At 43.9% G+C, this 17,336-nt stretch carries 8 protein-coding genes; all 8 read right to left on the bottom strand.

What is annotated here, in order from left to right; all coding sequences use genetic code 11:
* Positions 1-74: 74 nt before the first annotated feature.
* Positions 75-2,150, bottom strand: a complete 2,076-nt coding sequence (gene fusA, locus PYS60_RS00215; RefSeq protein WP_315569777.1) for an elongation factor G — start codon at positions 2,148-2,150, stop codon at positions 75-77.
* A gap of 128 nt (positions 2,151-2,278) precedes the next feature.
* On the bottom strand, positions 2,279-3,139 hold the full coding sequence (locus tag PYS60_RS00210) for a metallophosphoesterase (RefSeq protein ID WP_315569775.1): 861 nt from the start codon (positions 3,137-3,139) through the stop codon (positions 2,279-2,281).
* 18 nt (positions 3,140-3,157) lie between these two features.
* Positions 3,158-5,287: an excinuclease ABC subunit UvrC gene (locus PYS60_RS00205; RefSeq protein ID WP_315569773.1), complete on the bottom strand. Its 2,130-nt coding sequence runs from the start codon at positions 5,285-5,287 to the stop codon at positions 3,158-3,160.
* Positions 5,288-5,413: 126 nt separating this feature from the next.
* Positions 5,414-5,665: an HPr family phosphocarrier protein gene (locus PYS60_RS00200; protein WP_315569771.1), complete on the bottom strand. Its 252-nt coding sequence runs from the start codon at positions 5,663-5,665 to the stop codon at positions 5,414-5,416.
* A gap of 105 nt (positions 5,666-5,770) precedes the next feature.
* A complete protein-coding gene (gene rpoC, locus PYS60_RS00195; protein WP_315569769.1) occupies positions 5,771-9,358 on the bottom strand; it encodes a DNA-directed RNA polymerase subunit beta' in 3,588 nt (1,195 codons plus the stop codon).
* 14 nt (positions 9,359-9,372) lie between these two features.
* Positions 9,373-13,506 carry a DNA-directed RNA polymerase subunit beta gene (gene rpoB / locus PYS60_RS00190; RefSeq protein WP_315569766.1) on the bottom strand — a complete coding sequence of 1,378 codons (4,134 nt, stop codon included), beginning with the start codon at positions 13,504-13,506 and terminating at the stop codon, positions 9,373-9,375.
* Between the two features lie 228 nt (positions 13,507-13,734).
* On the bottom strand, positions 13,735-15,510 hold the full coding sequence (locus tag PYS60_RS00185) for a hypothetical protein (RefSeq protein ID WP_315569764.1): 1,776 nt from the start codon (positions 15,508-15,510) through the stop codon (positions 13,735-13,737).
* A 127-nt stretch (positions 15,511-15,637) separates the two neighbouring features.
* Positions 15,638-17,269, bottom strand: a complete 1,632-nt coding sequence (locus tag PYS60_RS00180) for a hemolysin family protein (protein WP_315569762.1) — start codon at positions 17,267-17,269, stop codon at positions 15,638-15,640.
* Between the last annotated feature and the right edge of the window lie 67 nt (positions 17,270-17,336).

Raw genomic sequence — 17,336 nt, 5'->3', positions numbered from 1 at the left:
TACAATGTAACCTGCTTTTCTCGTTCATAAATTTATCTATTATTACAATAGATCAGCTTTTAATGACAAGCGCCTTAATCTTTCGCCTTTTCGGCTGCTTTGGCGGCAATTACCTTATCCGCATACTCTTTCGGCATCTGTTCATAACGCAAGAAACTGATAGTATACCAACCTCTGCCTTGTGTCATAGAACGTAAATCCGTGGCATAGCGCGCCATCTCGCTTGTCGGCACTTCGGTCGAAATAACGCTGAAATCAGCTTTGTGCTCAATCCCTAAAATTCGACCGCGCCTTTTATTTATATCTCCCATTATATCACCCATGTTGCTCTCCGGCACATGAATTTCGACAGCGGAATAAGGTTCCATCAAAACCGGCGAAGCCTTCTCCAATCCGGCTTTATAGGCCAAAGATGCGGCAATCTTGAATGCCATTTCGGAGGAATCCACTTCATGATAAGAGCCGTCAACCAAAGTTGCCTTCAAATTAACCACCGGATATCCGGCCAGAACACCCGACTTGCAAGCTTCCCGCAGACCTTTTTCAACCGCCGGGAAATAATTTTTCGGCACGGCACCGCCGAAGACTTTCTCTTCGAAAACCATATCTTCCTGTTCCGGATTAGGTTCAAACTCTACCCAAACGTCGCCGTATTGACCATGGCCGCCGGACTGTTTCTTATGTTTACCCTGCGCTTTAACTTTCTTCCTAATCGTCTCACGATAAGGTACTTTCGGCTCCTGCAGTTCCGCCTGCACCTTGTATTTATTCTTCAATTTGGAAACAAGCACATCCAGTTGCATCTCGCCCAAACCGGAAATAATCATCTGTTTCGTTTCTTTATTGGTGTAATAAGTAAAAGTCGGATCCTCTTCTTTCAGCTTCGCCAAGCCTTGAGCAATTTTCTCCTCTTCCCCCTGTTTAACCGGATAAATAGCCATGCTGAAGCAGGGTGAAGGCAGAACGATGGACGGCAAACTCAGAGGATGAGCTTTTTCCGACAAAGTATCACCCGTTTGGGTATCAGTCAACTTGGTCAAAGCTCCGATATCTCCGGCTGTAACTTCTTTGGTTTCGTACTGTTTCTTGCCGACAATAAACGACAAATTGGTAATTCGTTCTTCTTTATTGCGATTGGCGTTATAAACTGTCGTGCCGTTCTTCAAACTGCCGCTGTAAACACGGAATAATGAGATTTTACCGACAAAAGGATCGGCGATGGTCTTGAAGACCAAGGCAGCCAACGGACCTTTAGGATCGGAAGTCAATTCCACATTCGTACCGTCAGGGGTCAGAGCTTGCACAACTTTATGGGTTGCTGCCGGGAAATAATCCAACAGCAAATCCAGGACCGTACTTACACCGGAATTGGTCGTAGCGGCACAGGCCATAACAGGCAACAGGTGACGATGCAGAATCCGCTCTTTCAAACCTTCAGTAAATTCATCGGCGCTGAATTCTTCCCCACTGAAAAATTTCTCCATAAGTTCATCGGAGCTTTCCGCCGCCTGTTCTACCAGTTCACTATGATATTGGTCGGCTAAATCCCGATATTCCGCCGGAATCTCACACTCTTTCACCGTCGCCTTCTCGGCAAAACGATAAGCCTTGAGCGTAATTACGTTGACCAGACCGACGAATTTTCCGTTTTCTTTAATCGGTAGAACAAAAGGTACGACATTACGACCGTAACGATTTTTCAAATCCAATAGGCAACGCGAAAAATCGGCATTTTCATCATCCATCGCATTAATTAAAAATCCGTAAGGAATACCCGGACGCTGCAAATAGCGTACCGATTTTTCCACGCCGACTTCGATACTGCTTTTGGCGTTAACTAAAATCAAAGAGGCGCCTGAAACTCTTAAGGCCTGCTGTACTTCACCCATGAAGTCGAAATCACCCGGAGTATCAATAAAGCTGATTACAGCATTGCGCCACTCACAAGAAGCTACTGAGGTATTTATCGTAATATGTCTTCTGATTTCCTCGGCATCAAAATCCATCGTCAATGTACCGTCATTGGACTTGCCCATACGGTCAATGTTACCGCAATCGAACAATACCGCCTCTATGAAGCTGGTCTTACCGCTACCGCTATGTCCCAATAAAGAGATATTACGCACCCTATCTGCTGTATATTTCTGCATTTGTCGAAATCCTCCTTAATTCTTAACGCCGAATATAAATCCATTATAATGCAGCTTTTATGGTTAAACTACTGCTAATTAGGCTAATTTATATCTCGTTTTATGTGCATTTTGCACAAATTGATAATTCAAAGCAAGGCTTGCGGCGAAAAAGCACGAGCGTCCGCCGAAACTAAATAATAATCAACCGAATTATACCGACCCTCAAAGGCTTCTTTAATTCCCAAACCGTGCAAATGGCCGCAAACTGCCTGTACCGTCCGATATTCCGCTTGTAATTTTTCATATAAAGAACTGTAAATACTTGAACCTCGATTTTTTAGCAAAGGCGGGTAGTGTGTCAGACAGAGCAACTTAACTTCACTTTTTTTGATGCCGTTCAATAACAAAAGATCCTCCAGCTGCCGCAAACTGTAGAGGAGACGCTCATACTCCCGTACCGCTAAAATTCGGTCATGTTCATTCTGCTGTTCAAAGGGTAAGAGATAACCTTTCGTGCCGACAATGCCGATAAATTCAGGCTGCTCCTGCAAAATCGGCTCCTGCCGCCATATTGCCTGTGTGTCTGCCTGCCTACCGCCGTTTTCGACCGTTTCATTGCGTCCGGCGAGCAAAATATCGTAAGCGGAAACAGCTTTATTCCGGCGCAGCAAAAAAGCGTTTCTATCCAGAAAATACAGGGTTTTCAGTCCCCATTCCCGACAATAACGTTGCATTTTCGTTCTAGTTGACCACCAATAATCATGATTGCCCCGTAACAAAATTTTCCTACCGGGCAAAGCGTCCAGAAAAGTTAAATCTTTGCGAGCTTCCGCCAATTTCAGCGCCCAGGATAAATCACCCGGTAAGAGCAAAATATCCGTCGGCTGCAGCACGGCGGCACAGTTATGGGCAATTTTTTCGGTATGATGTGCCCAAATTTCACCGAAAATGCTCATCGGTTTATTACTGCTGAAGCTTAAATGGGTATCGCTCAAAGCATAAATCATCTGCACACCTCGTCCGTCTCAGGCTTGCAAGCGGAAATATTCAAAAATGTGTTGTGCATCCTGTTCACTTATTCCTTTAACTGCCTGCAATTCGGCAAGCGTTGCGGTTTTTATTTTCTCCATGCTCTTAAAATGCGCCAATAATAGTTGCCGCTTTTTAGCACCGATACCTTTGATGTTTTCCAATTCATAATGTAAAATACGATTTTTCTGTAATTTATGATAATAATTATTCGCTAAGCGATGCACCTCATCTTGAATGCGAGTAAGAAAACGTAATAAGTTGACCTCGCTTTTAATCGTTTCTCCCTTATGAGAATCGGAAGTTCCCGCTGCTTCTTGCGGTAAAAAGACCTGCAACTCATGCACCTGTCCGTCCGCCTGCAGCAACGCTCGCGTTTCATGCTTATCGTTTTTGACCATGCCGCCGATAAAGATTCTGCGGCTGACAACCAGCTTCGACCACTGCAATTGCTCTTCCAGCGCCTGCAGCACCGCCTGCCGATGCCCTTTGCCGCCGTCAAGCAGAATCAAATCCGGCACGATATTTAATGATGACTTATTCTCTTTCAAGCAAATCCAGCTTTGCTCCGCTGCCTGCAAATTAAGTGAATTGCCGGTTTCCTGCACCCCGGGCAAATGACGTAAACGGCGTAATAAAACCGTACTCATCGCCAAATAATCGTTTTGCTCCTTTTGCTCCCGCAGCCGGAATAATAAAGAATTTTTCGGACTGTACACCCCGTCTATAAAGCAGACCATCGCTGCACATAAATCATCATTGCCGAAATTCGCAACATCATAAGCTTCTATCCGATGCGGCAAGTTGGGCATGCCGTTCAACTGCATCAACGTCGTCAAAGCGCCCTTCACATTAGCCGCGGCACTGCCCAGCAACAGCATTTTTTTGGCTAAAGCTTCTCCGGCATTATTAGCAGCCATCTTGCCCCACTCATATTTTTCCCCTCTCTGCGGCACGGTGAAAGTACAATGACTGCCGACCAAGCTTTCTGCCGCCGCATTCAAATGGGCAAGCGCTGCCGCCGGCAAAGAATTAGCCAAGATAATAGAGGCCGGTAAATTATGTAAATCCGCATAATGTTGGGCCAAAAACATTTCCAACAAATTCTCAATTAACAAACTGTCAGCACTCAATTCCACCGTTTTATCCCTGTCCGCCGGCTTCTCCGGCTTCTCCGGCTTCGCCGGCAGCGGGCCTTTTAAGTTAGCCGGTAAATCTTCGCTTCCCAGACCGTAAAGACTGTAAAGTAGGTCTTCCGTTTCAAAGAAGAAACTGCAGGTACCGATAATTTTACCGGCACGAATTTCCAATTTTTGCAGACAGTACATAAAATCCTGCCGACAAACAGCCAAAACATCCGCATCCACCGCTTTTTGCGTCACTATTCGTTGTGTTTGGTGCAAAGCCTGTAAATTTAACAGCCGATCCCGCCAGAACGCTGCCTGTTCAAATTGTTCGGCGTCGGCTGCTGCCGCCATTTTGGCTCGCAGATACTCTTCCAATTTTTGCGTATCGCCGCGCAAATAGTTGCAGACTTCTTTAATTATTTCCCGATAATCGGCTGCTGTCGCTCTGTTGCAGCAAGTTCCGATACATTTGCCCAACTGATAATTTAAGCAGGGAACATTTGTGCGAATTTTGGCCGGGTTACAACTGTGCAGAGGAAAAATCTGCTCCAAAGACTTCAACGCCTTACTCAATTGACTATACATATAAGGACCGAAATACAAAGCGCCTTTGGCCTTATCTTTGCCGATACGATAAGCTTTCGTCACTTCCGGCCAGCTGTCCTGCAGACTCACTTTAATATAAGGATAATCATGATCATCTTTCAACAAAATATTATAAAAAGGTCGATGCCGCTTAATTAAGTTGGACTCCAGGATTAAAGCTTCCTGTTCGTTCTGACAAATCACATACTGAAAATCGTAAATTTTAGCAATCATCAAAGCTACTTTCAAAGACGGTTGCGTACTGTTATTACCGAAGTAACATTGCAAACGGTTCTGTAGTTTCACCGCTTTGCCGACATAAATAATCTTCCCCTGCTCATCCTGCATCAGATAAACGCCGGGCAATTTCGGCACCAATTTCAATTTTTGTTGCAAAAACTCCTTGCGTTTCATCGAATTTCGCCTCTCAACGTTCATTTCAAAATAAAATTAAGCAACTCACGCATTGACTGCCTATACACAGCCCGCTCAAGTTGCCTAAATAACAAATAAATAACTTAATTTCTGCCGCTTAATCGCTTATTTGCTCAAGTAAACGACCAATTCCTGCATCGCATCCTGCTCATCCTGACCATCGCATGTAATGGTAATCTCGCAGTCATCTTGCATACCCAAAGACATCATACCCAGTAAAGACTTGCAATTAGCTTTGCGTCCATTGGTTTCCAAATTAATGTGTGACTGATAGTTACTGGCTTTTTGAATTAAATTAGCCACCAACTTCATCTGTTCGTTTGCCTGACAATGGAATTTTACTGTTTTCTGTAACATAAATAGCCTCCGCTTATCTCAATAATACTAAGATGGACAAGAAGTGTCAATAAATTAAAAACAGAACCTGTCGTTTGTCGGCAAGTTCTGTTAATAACTATCATCTTATAAAGAATCCTCATGCGCCTTAACATCAGCTAAAGTCTCTTCCAAAATGGCACGGTTGTCCTCAATTACCGGGACAGGGACCAAGCGACGATAACGTTTCAGACCGGTACCGGCAGGAATTAACGTACCGATAATCGTGTTCTCTTTCAAACCTCTCAACATATCGCTCTTGCCTTTGGTCGCAGCATCCGTCAAAACTCTTGTCGTCTCCTGGAAGGAAGCAGCCGACAACCAGCTTTCAGTTGCCAGAGAAGCTTTCGTAATACCCAACAGCTCTCTTTGGCCGACAGCTTCCCGTTTGCCTTCAGCCGCCGCTTTATTATTGGCCTCTTCGAAATCCATAATATCAACAAGATTACCTGTCGGCAAGTTAGTATCACCCGGATCATCGATTCGCACCATACGCATCATCTGACGTGCAATAATTTCTACGTGCTTATCGTTGATTTCAACACCGTTGTTCTCATAAACCTTAATAACTTCAGCGATAATATAACGTTGTACAGCCTGAATGCCGCCGACTTTCAGGATATCATGCGGGTTAATCGAACCTTTGGTGATCAAATCTCCCGGTTTAACGATACTGCCGTCATGAACATACAAGGAAGCGGCATACGGAACGGAATACACCATCTCTTCGCCCACCTCGGAACGAATCGTAATTTCACGTTTCCGCTTGTTGGCAGAATCCTGAATAGAAACGACACCGTTCATTTCGCACATAATAGCCTGACCCTTAGGTTTGCGGGCTTCGAACAACTCTTCAACACGGGGCAAACCTTGAGTGATATCGTCACCGGAGTTGGCGATACCGCCGGTATGGAACGTACGCATGGTTAACTGTGTACCCGGTTCACCGATGGCCTGAGCCGCCACAATACCGACAGCTTCACCGATAGAAACCAAAGATGCGACCGCCAAATCCAGACCGTAACAACGGGCACAAATGCCGCGTTTGGCATGACAGGTTAATACCGTTCTGATGTAGCAGGAAGTTACGCCCGCCTTTTCAATAGTCTCAGCCAATTCCGGACTTACCAGCGTATTGGCGAAAGCTAATACCTCACCGGTATTCGGATCCAGAACATCCTTGCCTAAATAACGGCCGCTCAAGCGATCCCGCAAAGGTTTGAGCACACGCTTGGCTTCATTGTCGGTACCGGCTGTAATTGCCGAAACTTCAAAGCAGTCACTCGTACCGCAATCTTCTTCCGACACGATAACATCCTGCGAAACATCAACCAGACGTCTGGTCAGATAACCTGAGTCAGCGGTTTTCAAAGCCGTATCGGACAAAGCTTTACGTGCGCCGTGCGAAGAAATGAAGAATTCCAAAACATTCATGCCTTCACGCAGATTCGACTTAATCGGAATTTCAATGGTTCTACCTGAAGTATCCGCCATGTTACCGCGCATACCGGCCAATTGCTTAATCTGAGAAATAGAACCACGCGCACCTGATTTACTCATCATGTTAATCGGGTTGTACTCATCCAGATTCTCTTCCAAAGCTTTAGTAATCGTATCCGTAGTTTCACGCCAAACTTTAATTGTCGCATTCCGTCTGCCTTCTTCATTCAGCAAACCGCGGCGATACTGGCGAGCAATAAATTCAACTTTTTTCTCGGCCTCGGACAAATATTTCTGCTTAACTTCAGGAATATCCATGTCGAAGATACCGATAGATATACCGGCAGTAGTAGAATTCTTGTAACCCAAAGCCTTAATCTTATCCAATGTCCGGCTGGCAATGGACAAACCGTTCTTCCGAATACAACGGTCGATAATCTGTTTCAATTTGCCCTTATCTACCAGGAAATCACATTCCGGCACGCAATAATTTTCCGGCTTGCTGCGATCGACAAAGCCCAGATTCTGGGGAATAATCGCATTGAAAATCAAACGGCCGTAAGTAGTTTCAACTATTTGCGTATGTTTCTTGCGATTAATTTCCGCCGTAATTCTGACTTTAATTTTGCAATGCAAACCTAAATCGTGATGGAAATAAGCTAATTCCGCTTCTTCCACCGAACTGAAATATTTGCCTTCGCCCGTTTCTCCCGGTTTCAACATTGTTAAATAATAACAACCCAAAATCATATCCTGAGAAGGAACTGTAACGGGTTTACCATCCTGCGGCTTCAACAAATTGTTGGCAGCCAGCATCAGGAAACGCGCTTCAGCCTGAGCTTCCGGAGTTAAAGGTAAGTGTACAGCCATCTGGTCACCATCGAAGTCCGCGTTGAACGGCGTACAGCTCAACGGATGCAGCTTGATTGCTCTACCTTCAACCAAAACCGGCTCATATGCCTGAATTCCCAAACGGTGCAATGTCGGGGCACGGTTCAGCAATACCGGGTGATCCTGAATAACTTCTTCCAAAATATTCCAAATATCGTCATTCGCCCGCTCGATCAATCTCTTAGCCGTTTTAATATTCAAAGCCAAACCACGCTTGACCAGTTCCCGCATAACGAAAGGCTTGAACAACTCGATCGCCATTTCTTTCGGCAAACCGCACTGATTCATCTTCAGTTCCGGGCCGACAACAATAACCGAACGACCGGAATAGTCGACACGTTTACCTAACAGGTTCTGACGGAAACGGCCCTGCTTGCCCTTCAAAATATCGGACAAACTCTTCAACGGCCGATTACCGGCACCGGTAACTGCCCGACCGCGACGACCGTTATCAATCAAAGCATCGACAGCTTCCTGCAACATCCGCTTCTCATTGCGCACAATAATCTGCGGCGCACCCAAACTCAACAGTTTCTTCAAACGGTTGTTACGGTTGATAACCCTGCGATATAAATCATTCAAATCTGAGGTTGCGAAACGTCCGCCGTCAAGCTGAACCATCGGTCTCAAATCTGGCGGCAAAACCGGCAATACATCCAAAACCATCCACTCAGGGCGATTGTTGGAATCGATAAACGACTCTACGACTTGCAGACGTTTGATTAATTTCGCCCGTTTCTGACCTACGGCATCCTTAAATTGTTCTTTCAGTTCCGCAAGCAGTTTTTTAACATCAATATCCTGCAAAAGCTTCTTGACCGCTTCGCCGCCCATTCCGGCTTTGAAAGCGTTACGACCGTATTTCTTAACAGCTTCGTTGTATTCATTGTCATTAAGAATTTGCTTATAGGCCAAATCGGTTTCACCCGGATCGGTAACAATATAAGACGCAAAATAGAGAACTCGCTCCAAATTACGGGGCGTAATATCCAAAATTAAGCCCATACGGGAAGGAATACCGCGGAAATACCAGATATGAGAAACCGGTGTCGCCAATTTAATATGACCCATACGTTCCCGTCTGACTTTACTCGATGTAACTTCAACGCCGCAACGGTCACAAACTATACCGCGATAACGAATTTTCTTGTATTTACCGCAATGACATTCATTATCTTTCGCCGGTCCGAAAATTCTCTCGCAGAACAAACCGTCCCTCTCGGGTTTCAACGTACGATAGTTAATCGTTTCAGGCTTCGTAACTTCGCCGCAAGACCATTCCAAAATCCGCTCCGGTGAAGCCAATTGAATGGAAATTGATTCAAATATTTGATCAGTAGCCATAGCTAATTCCTTTCTTAATTTTTCTCAGCCTCGTCAGTATGTTCTTTGTCCGAATCCTCATGCTTGAAAGCATTGTTAACCATGCTTTGCAAGGATTCATTCATTTCCATATGGCGTTTGCGTTCAAGTTCCGTCTCTGCTGCCAAGGTTTTATCCGTCTCCAGGCGAGAGTGCTGATAGCGATTAATCTTATAAAGATTGCCGCGTTCATCCGCTTCGCCGTTCTCGTCATTCTCATCCTGATTCATGTTATTCAACAAAGCTCTTTCCTGCTCCAACTGCAATTCGGCAAAACCGTTAGCCTGCATAGTGTTGGCTTCGGCTGTAATTACCGGAATATTGTTGATTACTTTCTGCATATACAAGCTGTCAAGTGCATGACCTATATTGTCGTTATCGTCGCTCTCGCTCGCATCATCATCGTCCGCACTTTCCTCGTGCTGTTCATTATCGAGCTTAATCGCCGACTGTTTAGCAATTTCATCCAACTTGGTCGCCAAATCTTTACCGGCTTCTTCGTCGGACATATTACTCATACCGCCGTTTGTAATCATTTCGCTGTCTTCGGTTGTAGCTTTAATGTTGATATCCAAACCGATAGATTGCAATTCTTTCACCAAAACCTTGAAGGATTCAGGTGTACCGGCTTCCGTAATATTTTCACCTTTGACAATTGACTGATAAGCCTTTTCACGACCGCTGACATCATCCGACTTGAAGGTCAAAATTTCACGCAACGCATAAGCTGCACCGTAAGCCTGCAAAGCCCAAACTTCCATCTCACCGAAACGTTGACCGCCGAATTGCGCTTTACCGCCCAAAGGCTGCTTGGTAACCAGAGAATAAGGACCGGTGGAACGAGCGTGAATTTTATCATCGACCAAGTGGGCCAATTTCAGATAATACATGATACCGACAGTAATACGATTATCGAAAGGATTACCTGTACGACCGTCATAAAGGACTGTTTTACCGTCCGGATCAATGCCGGCTTTCGCAAATGCTTCCTGAATTTCTTTTTCATTAGCACAGTCGAAAGACGGTACAGCAACATGCCAACCTAAAATCTTGGCTGCCCGACCCAAGTGAACTTCCAGCAACTGACCGATATTCATACGGGAAGGAACGCCCAGAGGATTCAACACAATATCCAACGTTCTGCCGTCTGCCAGGAAAGGCATATCTTCTTCCGGTAAAATTCTGGAAACAACACCTTTGTTACCATGACGACCGGCCATTTTATCGCCGACCGACAATTTACGTTTCTGAGCTATATAAACACGCACCATCTTATTGACGCCGTGCTTCATTTCGTCGTTATTTTCACGGGTGAAAACTTTGGCATCAACTACAATTCCCGATTCACCGTTAGGCACGCGTACGGACGTATCACGCACTTCCCGCACTTTTTCACCGAAAATGGCACGATACAGACGCTCTTCGGCCGTCAACTCCGTTTCACCCTTAGGTGTAACTTTACCGACCAGAATATCACCTGTCGTTACTTCGGCACCGATACGAATAATGCCGTTTTCATCCAAATCTTTGATCGCTTCATCACTGACATTCGGAATTTCACGCGTAATTTCTTCCGGTCCCAATTTCGTGTCTCTGGCTTCACACTCGAACTCGTCAATGTGAATAGAAGTATAAACGTCGTCGCGTACAATTCTTTCATTAATCAGAACGGCATCCTCGTAGTTATAACCTTCCCAGGTCATAAAACCGATTAAGACATTCTTACCCAAAGCCAGTTCGCCGTTGCTGGTAGCCGGGCCGTCAGCCAAAGTGTCGCCGGCTGCAACTTTCTCACCGTAATGAACAATCGGACGCTGATTAATGCAGGTATTCTGATTGGAACGACGATACTTAATTAACTTGTACTTATCAATTTCGTTCTTATCCGTACGTACCCGAATCTCATCGCCGCTGACAAAATCGATTGTACCGGCATGTTTGGCAATAATACATGAACCTGAGTCATGTGCTGCCCGATACTCCATACCTGTACCGATAATCGGTGCATCGGTAGTAATCAAAGGCACTGCCTGACGCTGCATGTTGGAACCCATCAAAGCACGGTTGGCGTCATCGTTGGACAGGAAAGGAATCAAGGAAGTAGCAACTGAAACAACCTGTTTCGGCGAAACGTCCATCAAATCGACTCTTTCCGGCTCAACCTCAATAAATTTATCAAGGTAACGTACCAGAACTTTTTTCTCCATGAACTTACCGTTTTCGTCAATCGGTTCATTCGCCTGTGCTACATAGTAGTAATCTTCTTCATCAGCCGTCATATAACGAACTTCATTCGTAACAACGCCCTTTTCCTTATCATAGATACGATAAGGGGTTTCAATGAAACCGTATTTATTCACTTTAGCATACGACGCCAAGGAGTTGATCAAACCGATGTTCGGACCTTCAGGCGTCTCAATCGGACAAATACGACCGTAATGGGAAGAGTGAACGTCACGCACTTCAAAGTTGGCACGATCTCTGGACAAACCGCCGGGTCCTAAAGCCGACAAACGACGTTTATGTGTCAATTCAGCCAACAGATTCGGCTGATCCAAGAATTGCGACAATTGCGAACTGCCGAAAAATTCCTTAACTGCCGCCGAAATCGGGCGCGCATTAACCAACTGCTGCGGGCTGGCGGAATCAATGTCCGGTAATGAACCCATGCGTTCCCGTGCCACTCTTTCCATTCTGGAAAAACCGACACGCATCTGGTTTTGCAACAACTCACCGACTGAACGGACACGTCTGTTACCCAAATGGTCAATATCGTCAATTGTGCCGACACCGAAAGGCAAATCCATAAAATAAGATATGGAAGCCATAATATCTTCCATCGTTAAATGTTTCGGCATCAAACGACTTTGCTCACGTTGCAACATATGTCCGAAAATTTCGGCTCTGCCGGCATAATCGTCTTCTTCCAGCTCAGCAGTTTCCTGCACATATTTTTCGATAACTTCCTTCAAAACGGAAAGTAAAACCTGCTCGTTAATGCCGCATTTATCCAAATCAATCAAATCCAGAACGCGTTGATCCACATAGAGTTTGCAGTACTCGGGCAAGTCGACGCGACCGTTGGAAACAACTTTTACCGCTTTATCCGATTCAACAATAGTATCACCGATTTTTTGTACCGGATAAATACTTACTTCGGTAATACCGAGGTTCTGAATGCATTTTTCTTTTTCAGCCGTAATTGTTTCTTGTTCCTGTACAACAATTTCACCGTCGGCACTCATAATAGTTTCGGCTGCCTTGTGACCTTCCAGACGACCGACCAACGACAATTTTTTGTTCAGCTTATAGATACCGACACGAGCCAAATCGTAACGTCTGGCATCGAACAGCAACTGATTGATCAACGTTGCCGCACCTTCGGTACTGATCGGTTCACCCGGACGTAATTTACGGTAAAGTTCCTGCAAACCTTCTTCTCTGTTAGTACAAGAATCTTTGGCCAAAGTCGCTTTGACACGTTCATCATCACCCAATAAATTAATTAATTCTTCGTTTGTACCGTAGCCCAAAGAACGCAACAAAACTGTCAGTGGGAATTTACGTGCCCGATCCAAACGAACATAAATAACATCATTGGCATCCATCTCATATTCCAGCCAGGAACCGCGATTGGGGATAATTTGCGAAGAATACAGAGTTTTACCCGTTTTCGGATCCTGCGTTTCCAAGAAATAAGCACCCGGAGAACGCACCAACTGCGAAATAATAACGCGCTCGGCACCGTTAATAATAAAAGTACCGTTATCGGTCATAATCGGAAAATCGCCGATATAAATCTGTTGCTCCTTCATAGTATTGGAGCGTTTATTCACCAAACGAACTTTAATACGCAAAGGTGCCGCATAGTTGGCATCGCATTCTCTTGCCTGTTCGGTATCATGAACGGGCTTCGACGGATCGAACTCCTTGCTTAAAAAATGCAGCTCAATATCACCTGAATGATCTACTATAGGAGAATAATCTTTGAGAACCTCATCCAATCCTTCTTGCGTAAACCACTTATAAGAATTCTTCTGTACCTCCAAAAGATCCGGCAAATCCAGAACTTCTTTCAGTCTCGAGTAAGACATTCTCTCTGTCTTCCCGAATTTTACAGGATGCACCATAATGTCAAATCCTTTCTTACAACTAATCTTAAATACAACTTACATACACATACACAATCCTGAGATTAGTGTTCTGCCAGTGTAGCAAACAAAAATTACCTTTAAAGAACAACTGTCAAGATAAAAAAGTGCAAAACGAGAAATTCTCCATTTTGCACAATTTTTGCAGTTTAATTTTGTATAAGTTTGTTAATATGTAGGCAAGCGTTTTACCACTTATTAACTTTACTATTTTTTGGCCGCGTCGGTCTTCGTCGCTGTACTCTGCTTTTCGTCTTTAGCAGCCGGCTGATTATCGGCAGCTTTATTAGGTGCATACTTCGGCAACGAAGGTGCCAAATCCGCCAAACCGGCAGCCCAAGCCGACTTAACCTCATTTTCCGCTTTGGCTGTCATCACTTCAAAGTCATGTTGGAATTGCTTATCCGCTTCTTTATAAGAAACTGTCGACTGCCATGCCGGTGTATCCAGACGTTTGACAAAAGTTACAGCATACATACCCATGAGTTTATCTTGGAAAACCTTGGTATCACCGCTCTTACGCTCGGCGCTTTCCAACCAGGTTGCAACTTCGGTAGCAAAAGGACTGGTGCTCGGGACAAAATCCACCATATCAAGATAACTGCTTTGGTAGCCCTTAATCTCGGTAGCCTTCATCTTATCCGGAGTCTTGGCATCCTGCAGATAATTCTCCAACACTTTTTCTGCCGCCGCATAAGCAGCTTTAACATGTTCATCCGTAATCTTGGTTTCCGGTTTCAATTTTTGCGTTAACGTATATTGCCGCATAATTTCATTCTTCCGCACAATTCTGACGGCGGCATGAATAGTTTTAGCTTCATCGCGGAATCGATTCAGGTACATAGCCAAATTAACTGTTGCCGATTTTTCCTTATGAGAAATCAATTTGTCATTAGCCTTGCGCTTACTGTCACTTAAGAATTTTACCAAGTCATTATCGGCGATCATAGAAATAATCCGATTGTAATGATTAGGTGAAACAGGTTTCATCGCCTGCTCCGTCTGTAAAATATCCTTATGTTTTTCAACAAAAGCTTTGAAGGTATCCGGATCCTTAATTGCCGCTTCAGCTTCTTTCTGCAAAGCTGCAGCTTCATCCGCCGCCTTCTTGGTCGCTGCGTCGACTTTGGCTTGATATTCCTTGTGCAATTTAGCCGACTTCTCGTTCAATTCTTTTAATTTATCTTTGTCTTTTTCTTTAGATGTATCAGGATATTTCGGCTTTTCGACATTCGCTACCTTAACATTCAAGGTCGCATAGAGGAAGTCGAAAACATCATAGTCATTTTTGGCCGCTTGATATTTTTTCTCCAGTTCCGGCACCGTATATTTGATATCTCGCGGAGTAACTCTGGTATATTTTTCGGCAATTGTCTGCTCCTGCACCATCCGTCGGAACAAGTCTTCATCCACGCCTTTACCGTAAGTTGCGATCAAAGCTTCAGAAAAAGTACCTGCACCCTTAGTCAAATTCTCCTTATATTTCTCGATCATACCATCGAGATCTTTTTGTTCTTTCTCATCCAGAGTAATGCCCTTTTTCTGAGCTTCTGCATAAGCAACGGTGAAACGGTTCAGTTGTTTATCCGTCGCGTCTTTGATTACTTCGGCCCAAGTCTGACCCTTTTTCTGAGCAAAAGGAGATACTTCATTCAGAACTATATTAATACCGTAATTACGAGCATAATTAGCCATCTGATTAGCTATTGAATTATATACATAGTTATATTCGGCAACAGTGTAAGTCCGATCGCCAACCTTAGCCGCCGGCAAATATTTCTGCGCTAAACCGAAAGCTACACTTCCCCACAACAAAGCCGCGATCAAAACAATTACCAGAACCGGAATTGTAATGTAACTTACCCGTTTATCGTTCAATTTCAACGGAGCTTTACCGCCGTCTTTGTTCTGTTCAGCCAAACGCTCTTCTCTAGCTTCTCTAGCTAATTCAACCTTGGATATTTCTTTCTTCTCTTCCGCCATGTTGATCTCCTAAAAAGTAAAACTTGTTTAATTATAATTTTTTCCTATTTGAATAACAATCATCGAATGTTTCTTCTTGTATTTTTGCCATTAATTGTTCAAAATAATTTGAATCTGCTATGGTGCGTTACTCCTTATTCATACTATCTTCATCCGGCTCATCCGGTCGCCGGGCAAATTCCCTGACAAAAGACGAATTTGTCTTTTTCAAAGCAGCTGCCTGCAACAAAGAGGCCGTCTTTTCAACCGATTTTTCTTCTATCGGCTCTTCTTCCGTCTCCTTGGCATCAACTTCTTTGTCCTTTTCTTTCTGTTTATTTAATTCCTCCAAAGTACGATTCATTTCTCCCCGATTGTACCATTTAATACCCAATTGAATTTTCGCAATGCGATTATCTTCCATTTCAATAACGTGAAAAATAAAGCGTTCATCTTCAACATAAGGTAAAGATTTTTGATCCGGTATCCGTCCCAATCGCTGTAGAACCAGACCGGCAATCGTGTCGAAATCATTCTGATCATCTTCGTCAAACAACAGTTCATCCGTGCCTTCCCGATATGTCCCGTCTTTTTGTTGATTCAAATGATTTATCTTTTCTTCCACTTCATCCAAAGACAGCAAACCGCTGACAATGTACGATCCGTCCGGTCTTAAAATAATATCGCTGTCTTCTTCATCATATTCATCTTCAATATTGCCGACAATTTCTTCTAAAACATCTTCCAAAGAAACTAAACCGGCCGTTCCGCCGTATTCGTCGATAACAATTGCCATGGAAACATGATCTCTCTGCATGTCTTTGAACAGAGCATCGACAGATTTAGATTCCGGAACCAGATAAGGCGCCCGCATAATCTTGCGCAAATCAAATTTGTCTTTTTCCTGTTTAATCATATACTGTACGACATCTTTAATACTGACAACACCGATAATATCGTCTATATCCTCTTCATAAATCGGAATACGACTATATTTCTCACTTGCCAGAAGATCCGCCAATTCATCAAAAGTCGCTGTAACCGGCAAAGCAACAATGTTTGTGCGATGCGTCATAATTTCGTTGACTTCCGTATCGTTCAATTCGAAAATATTGTCGATCATTTGGCCTTCCGCCGCATGAATATTGCCGGAAGAACTGGAAATATCGACCAACATTCTGATTTCTTCTTCCGTTACCACTTCTTTCGGTTTAGCTACCGGCACATGCAGCAACTTCAAAATCATATTGGCCGTAAAATTCAAAAATTGCGCCATCGGTCGTAACAAAATATCGGCGACCCGCAATACCATGACAAACCGTCTGGCAAAACGTTCCGGATTATTCATTGCCAATCTTTTCGGCACCAATTCACCTAAAACTAAAGAAATATAAGAAATAATAAAGGTAATAATGACAACACTTAATGTCCCTATCCAGGGCGCCGTACGCTCCGGATCAAGCCATAATTGCAGGCGACTTGCCAACTTATCGGCACCGAAGGAGGCCGACATAAATCCCGCCAACGTTATACAAACTTGAATTGTTGCTAAAAAATTGGCCTGGTTATCTAAAAAATAGATCAACTTCGCCGCAATTAAATTTCCTTCTTCCGCTTCTTTACGAATTTTGGCATCCTTCAGATTGACGATTGCCATTTCTGCAGCTGAAAAAAAACCGTTGATCAAAACTAAAACTAATATAATTACAAGATCAAATACCAAACTTCCGATATCTGTCTTATTTTGGACTGCCAGATTAAATATCCACGGATCATCCACTTGACCTGTTCCTCCTATTTTCAGGTGTACATCAAATAAATATTAAATGACATTATATCAACAAATT

Source organism: Amygdalobacter indicium, from assembly GCF_029101545.1.
GTDB lineage: Bacteria > Bacillota > Clostridia > Saccharofermentanales > Fastidiosipilaceae > Amygdalobacter > Amygdalobacter indicium.
The sequence above is the reverse complement of the archived record's forward strand: the minus strand, read 5'-3'. Positions and strand labels throughout refer to the sequence as shown.

What these genes read in the sequence shown, in the direction of transcription:
- rpoC (WP_315569769.1), bottom strand. Translation starts at nt 9,358, where the DNA reads ATGGCTACTGATCAAATATTTGAATCAATTTCCATTCAATTGGCTTCA.
- PYS60_RS00210 (WP_315569775.1), bottom strand. Translation starts at nt 3,139, where the DNA reads ATGATTTATGCTTTGAGCGATACCCATTTAAGCTTCAGCAGTAATAAA.
- rpoB (WP_315569766.1), bottom strand. Translation starts at nt 13,506, where the DNA reads ATGGTGCATCCTGTAAAATTCGGGAAGACAGAGAGAATGTCTTACTCG.
- PYS60_RS00200 (WP_315569771.1), bottom strand. Translation starts at nt 5,665, where the DNA reads ATGTTACAGAAAACAGTAAAATTCCATTGTCAGGCAAACGAACAGATG.
- PYS60_RS00185 (WP_315569764.1), bottom strand. Translation starts at nt 15,510, where the DNA reads ATGGCGGAAGAGAAGAAAGAAATATCCAAGGTTGAATTAGCTAGAGAA.
- fusA (WP_315569777.1), bottom strand. Translation starts at nt 2,150, where the DNA reads ATGCAGAAATATACAGCAGATAGGGTGCGTAATATCTCTTTATTGGGA.
- PYS60_RS00205 (WP_315569773.1), bottom strand. Translation starts at nt 5,287, where the DNA reads ATGAAACGCAAGGAGTTTTTGCAACAAAAATTGAAATTGGTGCCGAAA.